At 38.8% G+C, this 16,968-nt stretch carries 18 protein-coding genes; all 18 read right to left on the bottom strand.

The genetic code is table 11. The features are described 5' to 3' along the window. Window positions 1-13: 13 nt before the first annotated feature. The gene (locus tag IGK70_RS02895; RefSeq protein ID WP_002355722.1) at window positions 14-1,387 is read right to left on the bottom strand and encodes a UDP-N-acetylmuramoyl-tripeptide--D-alanyl-D-alanine ligase; all 1,374 of its coding nucleotides are present in this window, start codon (window positions 1,385-1,387) and stop codon (window positions 14-16) included. Window positions 1,388-1,465: 78 nt separating this feature from the next. Continuing rightward, window positions 1,466-2,536, bottom strand: coding sequence for a D-alanine--D-alanine ligase (locus IGK70_RS02890; RefSeq protein ID WP_002379157.1), 1,071 nt, complete (start codon window positions 2,534-2,536; stop codon window positions 1,466-1,468). Window positions 2,537-2,676: 140 nt separating this feature from the next. Further along, window positions 2,677-3,123 (bottom strand): YaiI/YqxD family protein, encoded by a 447-nt coding sequence (locus IGK70_RS02885; protein WP_002358788.1) that lies wholly within the window; start codon window positions 3,121-3,123, stop codon window positions 2,677-2,679. After that, a complete protein-coding gene (locus IGK70_RS02880; protein WP_002355719.1) occupies window positions 3,120-4,148 on the bottom strand; it encodes a hypothetical protein in 1,029 nt (342 codons plus the stop codon). Before IGK70_RS02880 ends, IGK70_RS02885 begins: the two co-directional genes overlap by 4 nt. 93 nt (window positions 4,149-4,241) lie before the next feature. Further along, entirely contained in the window at window positions 4,242-5,252 is a 1,011-nt protein-coding gene (locus IGK70_RS02875; RefSeq protein ID WP_220421718.1) for a sugar kinase, read from the bottom strand. Window positions 5,253-5,261: 9 nt separating this feature from the next. After that, window positions 5,262-6,005, bottom strand: coding sequence for a 2-dehydro-3-deoxy-phosphogluconate aldolase (dagF, locus tag IGK70_RS02870; protein ID WP_002361094.1), 744 nt, complete (start codon window positions 6,003-6,005; stop codon window positions 5,262-5,264). 3 nt (window positions 6,006-6,008) lie between these two features. After that, the gene (locus IGK70_RS02865) at window positions 6,009-7,115 is read right to left on the bottom strand and encodes a DgaE family pyridoxal phosphate-dependent ammonia lyase (RefSeq protein WP_113793652.1); all 1,107 of its coding nucleotides are present in this window, start codon (window positions 7,113-7,115) and stop codon (window positions 6,009-6,011) included. Further along, entirely contained in the window at window positions 7,105-8,214 is a 1,110-nt protein-coding gene (locus IGK70_RS02860; RefSeq protein WP_002381282.1) for an amidohydrolase/deacetylase family metallohydrolase, read from the bottom strand. The genes IGK70_RS02865 and IGK70_RS02860 overlap by 11 nt, the downstream gene beginning before the upstream one ends. An 8-nt stretch (window positions 8,215-8,222) precedes the next feature. Then, entirely contained in the window at window positions 8,223-9,311 is a 1,089-nt protein-coding gene (locus IGK70_RS02855; RefSeq protein ID WP_002379152.1) for a DUF871 domain-containing protein, read from the bottom strand. Window positions 9,312-9,319: 8 nt separating this feature from the next. Beyond that, window positions 9,320-9,619, bottom strand: a complete 300-nt coding sequence (locus IGK70_RS02850) for a hypothetical protein (protein WP_002363233.1) — start codon at window positions 9,617-9,619, stop codon at window positions 9,320-9,322. 25 nt (window positions 9,620-9,644) lie between these two features. Then, the gene (locus IGK70_RS02845) at window positions 9,645-10,958 is read right to left on the bottom strand and encodes a PTS sugar transporter subunit IIC (protein WP_002358780.1); all 1,314 of its coding nucleotides are present in this window, start codon (window positions 10,956-10,958) and stop codon (window positions 9,645-9,647) included. Window positions 10,959-11,088: 130 nt separating this feature from the next. After that, entirely contained in the window at window positions 11,089-11,784 is a 696-nt protein-coding gene (locus IGK70_RS02840; protein ID WP_002361314.1) for a DUF4310 family protein, read from the bottom strand. Between the two features lie 19 nt (window positions 11,785-11,803). Then, window positions 11,804-12,583: a DUF4311 domain-containing protein gene (locus IGK70_RS02835; RefSeq protein WP_002355709.1), complete on the bottom strand. Its 780-nt coding sequence runs from the start codon at window positions 12,581-12,583 to the stop codon at window positions 11,804-11,806. Between the two features lie 15 nt (window positions 12,584-12,598). Beyond that, window positions 12,599-12,955: a DUF4312 family protein gene (locus IGK70_RS02830; protein WP_002355708.1), complete on the bottom strand. Its 357-nt coding sequence runs from the start codon at window positions 12,953-12,955 to the stop codon at window positions 12,599-12,601. A 30-nt stretch (window positions 12,956-12,985) separates the two neighbouring features. Next, window positions 12,986-13,342: a glycine-rich SFCGS family protein gene (locus tag IGK70_RS02825; RefSeq protein ID WP_002355707.1), complete on the bottom strand. Its 357-nt coding sequence runs from the start codon at window positions 13,340-13,342 to the stop codon at window positions 12,986-12,988. 14 nt (window positions 13,343-13,356) lie between these two features. Further along, window positions 13,357-13,680: a PRD domain-containing protein gene (locus IGK70_RS02820; protein ID WP_002386165.1), complete on the bottom strand. Its 324-nt coding sequence runs from the start codon at window positions 13,678-13,680 to the stop codon at window positions 13,357-13,359. Continuing rightward, window positions 13,646-15,565 (bottom strand): BglG family transcription antiterminator, encoded by a 1,920-nt coding sequence (locus IGK70_RS02815; protein WP_002388793.1) that lies wholly within the window; start codon window positions 15,563-15,565, stop codon window positions 13,646-13,648. The genes IGK70_RS02820 and IGK70_RS02815 overlap by 35 nt, the downstream gene beginning before the upstream one ends. 369 nt (window positions 15,566-15,934) lie before the next feature. Beyond that, entirely contained in the window at window positions 15,935-16,900 is a 966-nt protein-coding gene (locus tag IGK70_RS02810; protein ID WP_010816352.1) for a Gfo/Idh/MocA family protein, read from the bottom strand. Window positions 16,901-16,968 lie beyond the last annotated feature (68 nt).

Below are 16,968 nucleotides of genomic sequence, written 5' to 3'. Positions count from 1 at the left end.
TTATGAAACTTATTTACTTTTCCAAAAGTGCATCGATGACTTCACGAAGTCCCATCCCGTTACTTCCCTTTAAAACCACCATGTCTTCTGGCTGTAAGACTTTTTTGACAGCTTCAATCAACTCATTTTTTTCTTCTTTTTTAAAAGAATGAATGTTAGCTGGTGCATAGGTTTCTTGCAATTTATCAGCTAAATAAGCCATTTCAGAACCATATAAAAAGACTTCTTCAATCGCATCTGGGGCTAAATGCTGCGCCATTGCTTGATGCATGGCAGCAGAATCAGGACCTAATTCCAGCATGTCTCCTAAAACAGCAATTCGTTTTCCTACTTTGGACATTTTGCTAAAACTGTCCAGAACAAGACCCATAGCTGTCGGATTGGCATTGTACACATCACTTAAAATTTCGGCACCATTCGCTGCTTTCAGCCATTCTGTCCGATTCTTTGTTAGTTCCGCTGTAGCCAATCCTTTTTGAATCTCACTATCCGTTAATTGGAAATAACGACCAATGCCAATTGCGATTAATGCATTGGTGACATTATAGGTTCCTGGCACTGGAATCGTAAACGTCATTTGTGTATCACTGATTTTGAATGAGGTTTGCTCTTTGGCTTCATTTGTGACGATTCCTTGAAGTTGACTTTCCTGGCTAAAACCAAAAGTAATCACTTGTTGCGTGACTTTTTCCACCAATGGTTCTAGCAAAGGTTCATCGCTTGGCACAAATAAACTACCGTCTTTGGCTAAACCATCTACGATTTCCATTTTTGCTTGTGCAATGCCTGCTCGTGAGCCTAAATTTTCCACATGGGCTTCGCCAATCATTGTGATGGCAGCAACTTCTGGCTGAGCCAGATTGGAAAGGAAAGAAATTTCCTGAGCATGATCCATGCCCATTTCTAAAATCAGTTTTTCTGTTTCATCAGGCATGTGTAAAATAGTATAGGGTAAGCCAATTTGATTATTGTAATTGCCTTGCGTTTTGTAAGTCACAAACTTTTCAGATAACACAGCAGCAATTAAATCTTTAGTGGTAGTTTTTCCATTACTGCCAGTCACAGCGATGACATTCGGTTGCATTTTATTTAAATAATAGGTAGCTAATTTTTGCATAGCAACCAGTGGATCAGTAACATGCAAAACAGGCAATTGTTGCGGCGCATCGACTAAATCCTGTCCCCAAAAAGCGGCCTGACAGCCATTAGCCATGGCACTCTCAATAAAACGATGACCATCATTTTCACCTTGTAAAGGAACAAAGAGATTTCCTTTCACAATTTTACGACTATCAAATTCAATGCCTGTTAAAGGAAAATCAGGCCATTGTTGCCAATCATTACTGGCTTCAACCGCTTGCGCTACTTCCCAGAAGGTTAATTTCATTATGTTTTGCTCCTCTGACACAGGGACTGGGACATGCCAAAGTCTTGTCATGTCCCAGTCTTGTGTGATTTTTTCTTCTTAGTTATTATAAAATTCTTGGCGTTGTTTAAAACGATTCAAAGCTAACTGAATCAGTTCCTCAATTAAATCACTGTATTTCAAGCCCATATTTTCCCACAGTAAAGGATACATACTAAAGTCAGTAAAACCAGGCATGGTGTTCAATTCATTCAGGAATAATTCGTTTTTGCTTGTTAAGAAGAAATCACAGCGACTTAAGCCACTTCCATCTAACATAATATACGCTTTTTTAGCGTATTCTTGCGCTTGATGAGCTACTTCTTCTGGAACATGCGCTGGGATTTGCATTTCAATCGTGTTATTGATGTATTTTGCATCATAATCATAGAAAGCGACATCTTTCACCACTTCACCAGGTAAAGTCGTACGGACATCTTCATTTCCTAAAATGGCTACTTCAATTTCACGTGCTTCGATCCCTTGTTCAACAATTGCTCGGGCATCATAACGGAAAGCTTCTTCCAATGCTTCTTGCAATTCTTCACGATTTTCCACTTTGCTAATTCCGACACTAGAACCCATATTGGCAGGTTTAACAAAGACCGGATAAATTAAAGAACCTTCACATTTTTCAAAGACTTCTTTTGGATTTCCTTTCCAGTCACTTCTTAAAACTGGCACGAATGGTACTTGTGGAATGCCAACAGTTTGTAAAAGATATTTCGTCATGATTTTGTCCATTGCGTTAGCACTAGCTAAGACACCCGCGCCTACATAAGGCATATTAATGGTTTCCATGAATCCTTGAATTGTTCCATCTTCACCATTTGGCCCATGTAAAACAGGGAAAACAATCGCTTCTTCTTCATAAATTTCCGAAGGACTGATTCGTTTTCCTGAAAATTCGCCTGTTTCTTCAGGTGTTTGTGCCCAAGTTAAATGTAAAACTTCTTTATTTTGTGGTCGTTCAGATAAAAGAGGGCCTTTTACCCATTGACCGTCTTTACTAATAAAGACTAACTGTACTTGATAATATTTATAATAGATTGCATTTAAAACGGAATATGCAGACAAAACAGACACATCGTGCTCTTCACTTCTGCCGCCATACAACAAAATAATCTTCAAATGCTTGTCCTCCTAGTTTCTTTCCTGTCTTTTAGAAAAAATTATTTTTCAAATTATCCTTACTTATTTTAGCATAAAACCCAGTTTCATAATAGAAGCAAATTTAGTGAAGGAAAAATTCTTTGCTTGCCTTTTCCTTGCTAAAGACTCCGTTCCACCAGCTCAATAAGGGCTTGTTTAAACGTTGTTCTATCTTGGTCTGTAAAAGGTTTAGGTCCTTTCGTTCGGCCACCTTTTCGCCGAATTTGGCCACTAAAATAGCGTTGTTCTAACAAGCCATCAATATTTTCTTTCGTATATTGATAACCTAGTTGATGTAAAACTGACACTCCTTTTGGCAAAACCAAGGAAGCTAAGCCATAATCTTGTGTAATTAAAAGATCCCCTTTTTTTATTAACTGCACAATTTTAAAATCAGCAGCATCCGCTCCTTTATCAACATACACAAAAGAGACATTTTCTGGATAATCTTTTAAGGAATAATGATCTACACTAGTAACAATCACCACATCCAAAGCTTTCTCTACAGCGACTTCAATAACCGTCTCTTTCACAGGTGAACCATCGCCATCGACAAAAATTTTCATTCATTTCCCTCGCTTCTTCCTTGCTCTAACCATTTGGGATGACGTTGAAAATAGTGTTGTAATTCGTCAAAAACGACTTCTTTAACCACTTCATATAACTCTGTATTTCTTAAAATGGTTTTCGTTGCATCAGTGTAGCGGGGCTTTGGTATCGTAATGGCTAAAACAAAATCAAATTCTGCTAAAAAACTATCTGCTGTCACAGATAATGAGTAATGTTGCTCCTCTAAAAATTGATTGAAGGCGGCCACTACGCCATCAAGAAAGCCCTCATAGTGGGTTCCACCAAGACTGGGATAATGCCCATTAACAAATGTTTTTTGCACTTGCGGCGCATGATTTTTACTCAAAATAAATTGAACAAGGGCCAATTCTGTTTGCTTGGCTTGAATAATCGGTGCGGCTTTTCTAGTTAATGGGTTATCTTTTTCAAATAAATAATTACTTAAACCTTTAGGGTAATAACAAAGATTTTTTTGTTCCTCTTCTTGTGTTAAGAGAATCTTTAAGCCTGGATTCAACATGGCAATCTGTTGACATTGTTGTAAAACACGCATATAAGAAAGTGATTCTGTACCAAAAATTTGCGTATCTGGCCAAAATAAGACTTCAATTCGTTCCTGGGTTTCTTCAATAGGTAATAATAATCGTTTTTTCAATTGCCCTTGATGATAAATAAAAATAGTCCGCTGTTTTTCTTGATCGATACTGATTCCTACTTGTTTTGAGAAGGCTTGTAAAACAGATAAATACAGAAAAGGCGGTTCTAAATCGACTTGCTTTTGTTCAAAAACAAGCGGTCGTGTGGAAGATACCTGAAAAGAGATTTGTTGACGCGATAACTGTATAGCAATTTTCCCTTGATTCTTTTCAATGAAAAACTCTAATAAACCATTAATTGTCTGAACAAGTAAATTCTCTAAGCCGACTAAGCCAGTCGTTCCAATGAACGCTTCTGGTCGTTTTTGAATCCGTTCAATAAATTCATCATTTTCTAAAACTGTTAAAAGATGTGCAACACTCATCCTGCTGCCTCCTTTGCAATCTGTTTCTTTTAATTATAATGAAAAAAAGACCAGAAGAAAAGTCACACGCGACTTTTCTTCTGGTTTTCTTCTTTAACGAATTAAATCAAGATTCGGATGCTCAAGAACGTGATTCACTTGTTTGACCGTTGTCAAAGGAATATCTCCTTGAATCGTATGTGCAAGGACCCCATTGACTGTGGCAAAGGTAACTGCCTTTTCTAACGACCAATTTTGGCTATAGCCATATAAAATCCCCGCCGCATAAGCATCACCAACACCAATTCGATCAAGATTAAGAAGCGGTCTTTTTTCACTCTGTTGGTACTCATTTTGGGTATATAAATACCCACTTAAGTAGTTTTGATTTTTGGAATGACTTCTCGTTGTCCCAGCAAACCATTCCAAATTGTATTGAGACATGAAACGCTGAATCAGTTCAGTTTCTTGTGCCTCACCTTCTAAATCTTCTCGCGGAATGAAACCTAATAGCTCGATCAAATCACGACGACTGCCAAAAACAATATCACAATAAGGTAAAATGCGTTCGTACTGTTGACGCATAAAGAGTGCGCTATTTGCTGTATTCAAACTAGGTCGATAATTAAAGTCAAAACAAACTTTCTTTTGACAGGCATGCGCCTTTTGAGCAAGTATCAAAGCAGCATCACGAGTTTTTTCAGTTAAACTTAACGAAATACCACAAATATGCACCATATCTACTTCCGCTAAAAAGGCCTCAAAATCGTAGTCCTTCGCCTCGCTGATGCCAAAAGCACTCTGATGGCGATTTTGATAAGTTACTTGTGTGGGTCGGATTCCATAACCCATTTCTGCAAAAAAACTACCAATATGATCGCCCTTTTCTCCTACCCATTGATCTGAAATTCCTAACTTCCTTAGCGCTGCTTTGCCAGCTTCACCAAGACGATTGGCGGGTAATTTCGTAATCAATGCTGTTTCTAGTTGAAAATGAGCCAAATTTGCTAAGAGATTTACGCCAGTCCCTACAAAGTTCATTCTTAACTGCTCTGTTTGTTCTAACATTAGATACTCTGGCGGAGTGAAACGAAGCATGACTTCACCAAACGCAGCAATTTTCATCTTTGCCACCTACTTATTCAATGTGTTTTTCATCATGGTTAGTAACGTTTTCACGTCTTCTGTTCTAGTGTCCCCTGTTTCTTGATCGATAATTGAGCTGTAGACATGAGGAATGATTTTTTTAACGCCGGCATCCACCGCAATTTGAACAATTTCTTCAAAGTTTTCTAAATCAATGCCCCCTGTTGGTTCTAAATAAAAGTCATACTTGGCACAAGCTGCTGCTACTGCTTGGTATTCTTCTTTGTGAGCCAAGCCTTTCATCGGGAAATATTTAATGGAACTGCCCCCCATGTCTTTCAACAATTTGATGGCGGTTTCGATAGGTACTTCCGCCGCTGGCGCACCAGAGCTTAACGGACCTGTCGCAATGTTGACATAGCCAACTTTGCCTGTGGGTGAAACCAAGCCATTAATCACTGTTTCGTCTTGACGAAGTAAGGCCCGCGAAGCGCCGACACCTGTGAAGACTTGGTTCACGTGTTGCGGTTGTAGAACTTCTGATAAGCGAGCCACCATTTGACTTTGATTAGGATCGCCAGCCCCCAAGCCGACAGATAAAGCGTTGTTGGTTGCTGCTTGGTATTTTTTCATATCGTCAATGGCTGCTTCATCGGTTTCATAGTTTTTTGAAAGGACGCCTAACACAACATGCCCTTCTGCTGCTTCATAACAGGCTTGGGCATTTTCTACTGAATTGGCTAAGACGTTTAAACAAATGCGTTCTTCTAAATAATTAGGTTTTAATGACATGGCTTATTTCTCCTTTGTGTCCATAATTTCTTGTAATCGTTGCACGATTTTGTTCATTTCTTCTTGATTGACAGAACGAATGTCAAACTCAATGATGCCATTGTTTGCTTGATATTCTCGCGTATAAATGGCTGGACTTTCTGCTTTTAACGCTTGGATGATTTCCTTGGCGGTTTTTCTGCCGTCCACTTTGACACTGGCTCGATAAATGTCTCGTCCGGCGCCATCTTGGACGATTTTGGCGGTTAAATCTGATAAGTTGTTGATGGCTTCAACAAACGGTTTTAAGCGCTCTTGCATCGAAGCCCCTGATTCACTGCCATGTGCCAAGTATTCTTCCACTGCTTGCGTAAAGCCTAGGATATTGTCTTTGCCAATTTTCATTGCTCGACCAATGCCTTTGCCTTGTAGGCGCACCCAGTCAATGTATTCTTTTTTCCCGACCACTAAACCAGCACTTGGCCCTTCAATGGCTTTGGCGCCGCTGTAAATCACCAAATCAGCACCTGCTTCGGTGTATTTGAAAAGATCTTCTTCTGCTGCCGCGTCAACAATTAGCGGCACCTTGTGGCGTTGCGCCACTTTAGCCGCTTCGGCCACCGTCAGCATACTTTTTTGCACGGTATGATGGCTTTTGATGTATAGAATGGCCGCTGTTTTTTCAGAAATCATCATTTCCACGTGTTCTGGACTACACATGTTGGCGTAGCCAGCTTCCACCACTTGGCCGCCGCCTTGCGCTACCATAACTTCTACAGGCGTGCCGTAGTCCACGTTGTGCCCTTTAGGTAAAACAATCTCTCGCTGTTCAATTTTTTCTGAATAGGGATGATACGCGTGGTACAAGCTGCCTTTTCCAATCAAGGCAGCCACCGATTGGGCAATCCCCGCCGAAGCCGAGGAAACGATTTGGGCATCTTCTACCTTCAACAAGTTAGCTAAAAAGGCCCCTGTTTGCACACTAAGTTCACTCATTTCAAAGAAATGTTCGCCGCCGAATCGTTGAGCTGCTAGGACTGCCTCCGAAACTTTGGAGACACCTAGAATGGTCATTTTGCCAGAAGCATTAATGACTTCTTTTAAGTGGAATTTTTCGTAACTAATTGTCATAGATTTGTCCTCCAATAATTGTTTTGATTGGGCGAATTTGCTCTTTGGCTACTCGTGTCAATCCATTAGAATCAGTCAATGTTTTTTCTTCTGCTTGAATCGTGAAAATCGTTAAATCAGCATCTTTACCTATTTCCAACGTGCCTTTTTGCGTTAAATGGAAATTCTCAGCAGGAGCCTTGGTTACCTTTTCAATAATTTCTGGCCAATCATAGCCGACCACACGGAGTTTTTCCATCGTTGTGGCTAAATCATAAACAGGACCATTTTCTCGGTTACGGATGTAGATATCTGTGCTAATTGATGCAGCTTTCATTCCCTCGCGCAACGCTGTTTCAGCTACGTGAAAATTGAAACTATCCGTACCATGCCCGATATCAAATACGACTCCTTTGTTGTACGCTTGCCAAGCGAAATCTTTTATTTTATCCGTTGCTTGGTCTAAGATACCATTTTCTTTCCCATTAAAACAATGGGTTAGGACATCCCCTTTTTCCATCAAGGCTAAAATTTCATCTAAATGAGGCGGTGCTGATCCAATGTGAACCATTAAGGGAATTTCTTGGTTCTCTTGCTGAATCTGTTTGGCCAATTCTAAAGGCGTAATGCCGTTATCGCCAATAACGGTCCTACTCATACGGGCTTTAATCCCTACAACAAAATCTGGTAATTCTTGAATCGCTTTTTTGACTAAACTCGCTTGTACTTTACTTAAATCTGCGAGTTCGTCCTGAGCAACGATGCCCCATTTAGAAATATTGACTAATCCAAAAACATTTGTTTTTGCTTGCTGCGCTAAGTCATAAAATTCATGAATGTTTTCAGCACCTGTTGTCCCAGCATCAATCACTGTCGTAACACCCTTTTTGACCCCAATTTCATCTGGATAATCATAATAAAGAGCCATTTTTTCAAAACAATGAACGTGATCATCTATCCAGCCTGCGGATACATAAGTACCTGGTTCTAAGTGGATAGTTTCTTTTGCAGAACCTGAAATAGTTGCTGCAACAGCAGCTATTTTTTTCTCTTTAATTGCAATTTCAACAGGCATACCATCTACTGTCTGTCCATTTTTTATAAGTAAATCGTAGTCCATATTCTTCCCTACTTTTCTATAAATCTAAATTTTGTCCAAGGCTTAATGAATTCTAATAATACAAGTTCTTCTTCTATAATACGCCCTACTCGGTTTTTGCGTGAGTCTTGATGTGGTTCTAAAACGACTTGTAATTCATTTTTGTATTTTCCAAATGCATCATTTCCCACAACAACATCTCCAGGTTGTAGCATTGCTTGATTATCATGTGGGGGATTAACTTCATTTTTATATTTTTTACGCACTTCTGTGGAACGAATCATCTGCTGAGTGATATCTCCACGGCGAAAATGTTGATTTTTTGTTACGATTTCTTTTTCAATTTCAGAAGTCGCTTCTTCAAAAACAATGGTCAATTCTGTTTGATAACGATTCAACTGACCCAATGCTTCTAATTCTTCGTTGGAAGCATAAGCATTTCCAATAACAACATCATCAATTAAATTTGTTGCAAATAAATGTTTAGCTTGAACAGTGACTGGCAACTGTCTATGCATTTCTAAAGTAGGTAGCCCATCATTCACATCCCAAGGACCAATTTCACCTACCTGTGATGAAATAAAAGCAGCTGTCCGAATACCTTCCTTTTTAAAACGGATGCTACATTTTTCAAAGAAATCATACGGCAATGCAGTTCCCGCTTGTGGATAAAAGTTATGACAACCATATAAGAAAGGTCGATTCGCTTCATACGTCAAAATGTTATCAAGATAAGCGACATCATTACTCATATTCAACTCAATAGCCACGCCGAATGGATTAAACGTCAACATGGCTTCTTTATTTCCATCAAACCCTGTATCCAACCGAATCCCATCAGCTCCTAATTCGCTGAAAAAAGTCAAATCATCATATGAAATTTCCAATTCATCAAAGATACTTGGAACGACATCTAAAATTGTTTCAAATCCTAAATTTTTCGCATAACTAATTAATTCTTTAAATTTTTTCTGAACCGCTTCTTTGCCATCGGTCACTTCTAACATACTCATAAAAATTCGAGTAAACCCACATTCGCTGGCTTTTTTTAAATACGCTTTATCTTGATTGATATCACTATGATCTGGATAAACTGATACACCTAATGCTCTTTTCATCTTCGTTCTCACACTCCGCTATTTTCAAATTTATTTCGAAATTTCCAAGCAATCACCGAGCTACACAAGATTGTTGTAGAGCCAACGAGCAATACTGGTTGATTTAGAAATCCGCCAATTATCATGGAAAGAGTAATACAAACTGCCGTAAAAACCAACGTCTTTACCAAACCAAATTGATAAACAACAGTAGGCAACTGCCCTTTTTCTATAATAATTTGACTAACGATAAAAAAGAAAATGAACCAAATAATCATCTTATACGCTCCTGACTTTCTTCTCTGACTTAGAAGGGGCAGGATATTCATATCAGAACACCCGCCCTAACATTTTTTAATTTTTTGCTGCTTGTTCAGCTGCTAATTCTTCTGCTTCTTTATCCAATTGTTGTTTTTCATAAACTTTGAAAAATGGATAGTAGATAGCCATTGTAATTAAGAAGTTAACAATCACTAATACTGCGGCCGAGAAACTCCAATTGGTACTCATCCAAGCAGCAATTGGTGCTGGAATTGCAAACGCTAAGCGTGCAGCCATCATCGGAATTATATTAGCGACTGTTAAGAAATAAGATAACGTTGTGGTAATTAACGGTGCCACGATAAACGGAATACCTAAAATAGGATTCATTACGATCGGCGTTCCGAAAATAACTGGTTCATTAATATTAAACAAGCCTGGTAAGAACGATAAACGGCCAAGACTTTTCAGATACGTTGATTTAGAAAACATCATTAAAACAACTAAAGAAAGCGTAGTTCCAGCGCCACCAATCCAGATAAACCATTGTAAAAACTGTTCTGTAAAAATATTAGGTAACTGATGAACGTTTGCGCCATTGGTAAAAGCTTCAAGGTTTTCTGCAATCGACATATCCCAGAAAGGACGAATAACTGGGCCCATAATCGCTGGACCATGAATCCCTAAAACCCAGAAGAAACAGATTAAGAAGACTGTTAGTAAGCCGCCAAATAAACTGTTACCAGCAAGGATACCTTTAAGTGGCATTAATAACGTACTCAAGAAACCATTCAAATCAAAACCAATTACGTGGCGAATAACCCAGAATAATAAAAGAATAACTGCTCCTGGAATTAACGCAATAAATGAATTTGACACTTCAGGCGGTACGCCATCTGGCATCTTAATCATAATATCTTTTTCAATAAAGAAGCGATAAATTTCAACAGATAACAGCGCTGTTACAATCGCACCAAATAAAGAAGCTGAACCTAAATTTGCTAAATTAATATAGCGCCCTGCTGTAATGACGTTGTCAACATCTTCAAAGACACGTGTTGGTGGTGCCGCTGTTACTAAAAAGGCCATTAATGCTAAAATTCCGCACGTCAAAGAGTCAAGCTTATAACTTTTGGCCAATGATGAAGCAATCCCAAATGTTGCATAAAGTGCAAGTAACCCCATCGTATAGCGGGAAGGAATATCTAAAATTGCTTGATAAGGTTCAATCAATTTTGTGTATGCCTCAATTGGAATATTTTGAAAAATTGTAAAGAATGAGCCCACAATTGTTAAAGGCATCGTTGCAATTAATCCTTTTCTAATCGCTGTCATATGGCGTTGCGAACCAAATTTATTCGCAATCGGCATTAACTTAACTTCCATCCACTGTACAAAACCATTCATTTGTTAATTCCTCCGTTCAACTAATAAAAATAATAATTATTTCGCATTTATAATAACATAGTAACATTATAATGTAAACGCTTATTCTTATTTGTGACAGAGAAAGTGCAAAACAAAAGGCTTTTTCTTATTATAAAGAAACTGGGAATATTGCACCAAAAATCATTGCGCCTAAAATTGCGCCCCCAGCGATTGGTTTTTTCCAAATGTAAAAACCTAAAGCTCCTAATGTAGCACCAATCCCAATAGGAATCGAAGCACCCGCCGCACTCAAAATAATTAACGGGCCTAAGAAGCGTCCTGAGGCATTACCAGCCCCCATCATCACATCCGCACCAAAAGTGGAATTTCCTTGATTGATAGTAAATTTCCGAATCAACACAATTACGCCACCAACTGCTAACCCTAGTAGCGCACCTGTTAAAAGTGCTAAGCCAAAGTTTTCTACAGGTGCTTTAATACCCATGCTGAGGAAAATTGCAGGTACGCCAATCCCGATCCCCGTTAAAATTGAGCCACCTAAATCTAAAATCCCGACTAAAGAACCTTCTAAAATTCGTGCAAACAGGAAACTTGCACCAAATGCTGCGGCAGCGCCATAAGAACCACCATCTAAACCAGCTTTTAGCATCGCAACAATTGAAACTTCATTAAAGGCGCCCACACCATAAACTACATACATATGTGTTCCTGCAAAAATTGCCGCTGACATAATCCCGACTAAAATGGGAAAGCCCCAATCAGCATACCAAAAACTTTTGCCTTTTAAACCTTCTTGAATTTCTTGTTCTTGTTGTGCCCATTCATTTTTTTCTTGCTGTTCCATCTATGAGACCTCCTTTTTTCTATTTAACGGTGAAGACATTGTGTAAATTATTTAACCATTGAGGAATAGACAAGCGGAAACTTTCGATCATTTCTAAGTCGAACCCTCGGAAGAAGCCACTTAAAATAAATAATAAGATAATGGCACCAAGCATGCCGCGTGTCATTCGGGTCCACCCTAAATCATCGACACCTTTACCGATTAAGATCCCTAATACAACTCCTGGGACAGCATTGCCCATGACTAATTGAGATAATCCGCCAAATAATGTTCCCCAGAAACCCGTCCGTTTTCCTGCATCTAAAGCCGCTAGCCAGAATAAAACAGGCATCACAGTATTGATTAAAATCGTTGCTGCAGGTACCAACACCGCAACTGCTGTTACTTGTAGCGATTCTGGAATTGCTGCAGCTGTACTATTTAAGAAAGCCACAGTCGCCATTCCTACAAAGGCCCCGACAATCCCCATTTTTTTGGGATTATGCATCGTTTTAGTGACATCTTTATCCTTTACCAATAAAATTGCTGCAGCCCAGTTAGGCACAATCCGGTGGGTCACATCTTGTGTAAAGGCCCCTGCTCCGACGGCCGAAGCCCAAGCATTAAAGAAAAAACCTAAACCAAAAGAAAAGTGTGATGCTGGATCTCCTTGTGCAGCGTTCATTTCTCCTAATGTTCTAAATGCCCCTAACCCTTGCGTTTGTGGTGCATGAAACATCCGAGCAGCGCCTGCGCCAGCTGCAAAACCTAGTAAACCACCAATAAGCAATGACTTCAGCAAAATGATTACAAATTCCATTCCTTCTTCCTCCCTTTATACGCCTCTTTTTGAAAGAAACGGAACTACTACTGCGTTCGGTTCTTTAATTGTTTCCGTTAAAAAATCAACTTCTTCGACTGCAATGGCTTGGATTTCCACTTCTACAGCTAGTTCGACATGATAAATCACTCTCTTTCTAGGAAAGAAGAAGAACAGAAATTTTTCTGTATAAACTTGTTCTTTTGCCTGACGAATAGTTACTTCTTTCGGTTCAATCCGGATAAGGACCTCTGTTGTTTCTTTTAATACTTTTTTTGAAACATCATTCAACGCACTTGCAAAAGCTTCATTCTTCTTATTACCTTTTCCAGAAACAATCACGGTTTGTGTTGACCGTTTTGTGGCATCCATAATTACCGCTCCTTTCTAAGTTACTACTTTCTATGCTCCGTGTTTCTTAATAAATGCTTCAGTTACTCGTTTACCAAGTTCTTCCTGATCCATAAAACCAAATCCAAGAACAGTTTTCCCATCGTTAATTGCTGTTACCCCTTCTTCGATTGATCGCATGCCATGTCTTTCGGGATACCCGTATTTAGTAGCAGCCGTTAACGCTCCTGCACCACCACTGCCACAGAAAGAAATGCCTAAATCAGCCTTTTCTTGTTGCATCACATCTCCTAAACGCATATCAGCGCCCATTCCTGGAACAACAACCGCGCGACCACCGGCTTGCTCCACTCCTTTTGCAACATTTTGTCCTTTTCCTAAACGATCTGCGATAACTACTGTAATCATAACTTTTCCTCCTATTAATTGTTTTGTTTAGCAACTTCAAAATGAACAGCTAAAACATACCATTCATCTTCTGATAACTGACCAATTGCTTCTGTTGTTTCTTGTGCAATTTTCAACGTTTCTGGTGTTAGTTCCGTAAATAACGTCCGATCAACACCAGCTAATGTCGTTCCTTCTCTTGAACGATTCAGCATCTCATTGAGATGGTTGATCAAAATCGTCCACTGTAATTCCGTTGGTTCAATTTGTGCTTCTGCTAATCGCGCACTGGTTTGTTTGATAATCGATTGTAGCTTTTCTGGTTCAGCACTTTGTCGAATGATCTCCTGTGCTTCCATTGCTAGTTCCATCCTCTTCCTCCTTTGGTTGTTCTAAATAATTAAGTAATGCTGAAATTTCAGCATGATTGACAGGTAACTCATTTTTAGCAAATAAACATTCAATTTGCCGAATTTCTTCTTGCCTTTCATGAGATACTTCTCTATTACAAGGAATCTCTTCGTATTGTTTATTAAACGTAATCCGATGTGTCATTAATAAAACGTGAAGTAAAAAGGCTTCTTGATATTCGCTCAGTAACTTTGTTTGAAACATTCGTTTTAACTCTTCATAAATAATATACGCTTTTACTAATAAATCTTGGCTTTGTATCCGTTCATTTTTTTCAATTACATCAGATTTCGTGGAGCGAGCGGTACCTTTCCCTTGACGTTTCCCTAATAAAATTTTATCGACCTCTTCCCGAATCAAACTTAAGTCTGTGTCCGTCAACAATGGACTAACTTTAATAAATGGGTATGTCATTTCTTCAATTGGGAAAATACTCAATACCAAATCGGGCTTTTCTGCTTGAATCACTTCAGTTGCATTTAAAACAGAAGCAAATCCTGCGAGTTCAACGTTTGGTACTTCCTCTAAAATTTTTTGTTCAATTAAACTGGTCACACCTAAGCCCGTCGAGCAAACATACACAATCCTAACAACTTTAGCTTCCTGCTGTTGTCGTTCCTGAGCTGCCAAAAAATGCAACGCAATATATGCGCAGAAAGAATCGTTGACTAACAAAACAGAACGTTGAATTAATTGTTTACAGGCACTTTGAATAGCTAAAAACAACGCTGGGTGTTTTCCTTTGATTTCTTCAGAAAACGGATTGTATTCATTAATAAATAAATGTTTCTTTGTAAAACGTAAGGACAGGTGTGCAAACAAGTTCGTAAATAATTGGCGATCATTTACAAAAGGATAATTCAGCTCTTTTGAAACGCTTTCAATCACTTGCTTTGTTAATTGAACCATATCTTGCCGTTGATGGGTTCCGAATAAATCACTATAAATATAAAAATATTCATCCGCTAATAAAGGCAAGTCATACCGTTCAAACACCTCTTGTAAAAGTAAAAGTGGTACTTCGTTCCGTTGTTCAAAGCGTGTTTTTTGTGATAACACTCGGTAAGTCCCAATTGTATGTGCCATCTGCATACGTGCTGCGGCAATTGCCACTCTCAACGTAATAGATAATATTTCGGCATAATCAAATTGATTTTGATCGAGTGGATTAATTAAATTTCGCATTTTTTTCAATGCACTACGATAACAACCTTGAAACAATGTCCCTGACCCAAATTTAATTTTAGGGATTTTTTCAGCCCCTTTTGTCTTTGTCACATAGTTCATAATTTGGTAAATATCGTATTCTGTAAGTTCTTTTTGAGTGATAAATTCCATCAGTAAGCGTACATTGCTTTCTTCACCACTGATTGTAAACCCTTGCCGCGCTTGGCGAATTAAGGTTAAATCATATGCTTGCAGCAACCGTTCGACCTGTTCCAAATCACTGACAATTGTGTTTCGACTCACTAATAATTCATCTGCTAGCTGCTGTGCCGTTAAGTACCCTTTGACTGACAATAACTGAAAAATCAATACATTGACTCGTCTTTTTTGATCAGGATAGGTTTCAAATCGATCGACATCGATAATTTCATTTTTTAACAGTAAGCGTTTAGAGTCAGGTAAATCTAGCCAGATTCCCTTATTTCGTTTTGAATAAAGTGTCTCATCGTGCTGTTCAAACCAAGCACGAATATCTTCTAAATCATACTTAATTGTTCGAACGCTGACAGTAAAGTTCTCAGCTAATTCTTGCGTGGTAATGCTCCCTTCCAAATCCAAAAGCATCAATAAAATATTTATCGCTCTTTTGGACAACAACACGGTCATGCCTTGTCACCTCTTTTCTTTTCCCTTTACACTTAAAACTATAGCGTTATTTTATCTGTTCCACAACACAAAAAAGTTGCACTTATAAAAGTGCAACACTTCTCTTTTCATACAAAAAAATCCCTTAACAGTAGTAACTGTTAAGGGATACCACACTATTTATTTGCATAAATAGACAGAGACCTTCTCCACAAAAGTATTCTGTCCGACACGTTACAAATCCGGTAACTGATAGCCGTACTATCTGGTGTCGTTGTGTTTGACAATCACTAGCCGTCAAAACGGAATAGCCGAAGCTATCTGATTGAGTCAACTCGTCGCATAAAACACACTTTAACACAGAATAGTATGGATAGCAAGTGGTGGTAATTATTCGCTATCAAACCATTCTTGATAAAAACCTTCAACAATTTTGACGGTTGCTATCGTTAATTCTTTCGTCATTACGGGGCTAGTTAACTTTTTGTCTTGTAAACATTGATTCACATGATTGATTTCATACGTAAATTCACTAGTGAATTGTTCAGACCATTTGACAGTGTTGCCTTGAGCATCTGTATAATAAGCACAATCTGTTTTCCAGAAATTAGGAATAACGATTTGCCCTTTTGTCCCACAGATGGTCATTTCACTAGGTATCTTTAAACCAACATTAATAAAAATATTGCCCAGTGTCCCTTCAGCAAATTTTAAAGCTAAATTACATTGACTATCCGTCGCCCCTTGCTGATACGTTGCGGTTCCCGTAACCGCTTGAATTTCTTTCCCTAATACGTATTGTAAGTATTGTAATGGATAACTTCCTGAGCCATGAAGCGCTCCACCACCCGCTTCTCTCGAGTAAAACCAGGGAATATGATCCACATTGGGATAGGCAGTAACTGACTGAACCCATAAAATTTCTCCCAATCCCCCTTCTTGAATCGTCGCCTTTACTTTTTGGGTAATTGGTAAAAAGACAGATTTCTGAGCTTCCATTAGAAAAACCCCTTGCTCCTGTGCGATTGCGAAGAGTTCTTCTGCTTCAGCAGCATTTAATGTAAATGGTTTTTCCAGTAGGACGGGTTTTCCTTGTGATAACGCAAGCTTAGCTGCTGAGTAATGTCCTTGATTGTAGGTGGGAATATAAATAATATCAATTGTTTCATCCTTACATAACTCTTCATAACTGCCATAAGCTACCGGAATCGCTAATTCTTTAGCCATTTTTTGAGCATTCTCTAAACGCCTTGATGCAATCCCGCGCACCTCAGCTTGCGCGCTTTCTCGAAGCCCTGCTACAAATCTTGGGACAATTTGGGCAGTACTCATAATTCCATAACGAATTTTATCCATGTGATCGCCTCCTCTTTCACTATACGAGAAAAATGAATATTTGGAAACCATTTCAACAAAAAAAAGAA

Origin of the sequence: Enterococcus sp. DIV0358, assembly GCF_051713465.1 — a bacterium.
In the GTDB taxonomy this organism is placed as follows: domain Bacteria; phylum Bacillota; class Bacilli; order Lactobacillales; family Enterococcaceae; genus Enterococcus; species Enterococcus faecalis.
Note: the sequence above shows the minus strand (reverse complement) of the source record. Positions and strands in the feature narration are given on the sequence as shown.